Below are 1,203 nucleotides of genomic sequence, written 5' to 3' on the forward strand. Positions count from 1 at the left end.
GAAAAATGGCAAAAGGTAAATTCACCCGCACCAAGCCGCACGTGAACGTGGGCACGATCGGTCACGTCGACCACGGCAAGACCACGCTGACGGCTGCGATCGCCACGGTGCTGTCGTCGAAGTTCGGCGGCGAAGCCAAGGCCTACGACCAGATCGACGCTGCGCCTGAGGAAAAGGCACGCGGCATCACGATCAACACCGCGCACGTCGAATACGAAACGGCCAACCGCCACTACGCACACGTCGACTGCCCCGGCCACGCCGACTACGTGAAGAACATGATCACCGGCGCCGCCCAGATGGACGGCGCCATCCTGGTGTGCTCGGCCGCCGACGGCCCGATGCCCCAGACCCGTGAACACATCCTGCTGGCTCGCCAGGTGGGTGTGGGCTACATCATCGTGTTCCTGAACAAGTGCGACATGGTCGACGACAAGGAACTGCTCGAGCTGGTCGAAATGGAAGTCCGCGAACTCCTCGACAAGTACGAATTCCCCGGCGACGACACCCCCATCATCCACGGCTCGGCCAAGCTCGCCCTGGAAGGCGACAAGGGCGAACTGGGCGAAGGCGCCATCATGAAGCTGGCCGAAGCCCTGGACACGTACATCCCGACGCCCGAGCGCGCCGTGGACGGCACGTTCCTGATGCCCGTGGAAGACGTGTTCTCGATCTCGGGTCGCGGCACGGTGGTGACCGGCGCCGTCGAGCGCGGCGTGATCAAGGTCGGTGAAGAAATCGAAATCGTGGGCATCCGTCCGACGGTCAAGACCACCTGCACCGGCGTGGAAATGTTCCGCAAGCTGCTGGACCAGGGTCAAGCCGGCGACAACGTGGGTGTGCTGCTGCGCGGCACGAAGCGCGAAGAAGTCGAGCGCGGCCAGGTGCTGTGCAAGCCCGGCTCGATCAAGCCGCACACGCACTTCACCGCCGAGGTGTACGTCCTGTCGAAGGACGAAGGCGGCCGTCACACGCCGTTCTTCAACAACTACCGTCCGCAGTTCTACTTCCGCACGACGGACGTGACCGGCGCGATCGAGCTGCCCAAGGACAAGGAAATGGTCATGCCCGGCGACAACGTCAGCATCACCGTGAAGCTGATCAACCCGATCGCGATGGAAGAAGGCCTGCGCTTCGCCATCCGCGAAGGCGGCCGTACCGTGGGTTCGGGCGTCGTGGCGAAGATCCTCGACATCTAAGCCG

1 protein-coding gene is annotated in these 1,203 nt (G+C 63.6%); it reads left to right on the forward strand.

The genetic code is table 11. The features are described 5' to 3' along the window. Positions 1-5 precede the first annotated feature (5 nt). Entirely contained in the window at positions 6-1,199 is a 1,194-nt protein-coding gene (gene tuf / locus EJO71_RS34215) for an elongation factor Tu (protein ID WP_093356177.1), read from the forward strand. The last annotated feature ends 4 nt before the right edge of the window (positions 1,200-1,203 follow it).

The organism is Variovorax sp. 679 (genome assembly GCF_003952185.1).
In the GTDB taxonomy this organism is placed as follows: domain Bacteria; phylum Pseudomonadota; class Gammaproteobacteria; order Burkholderiales; family Burkholderiaceae_C; genus Variovorax.

Excerpts from the sequence above, each read along its gene's own strand:
- tuf (WP_093356177.1), top strand. The coding sequence starts at position 6 with ATGGCAAAAGGTAAATTCACCCGCACCAAGCCGCACGTGAACGTGGGC.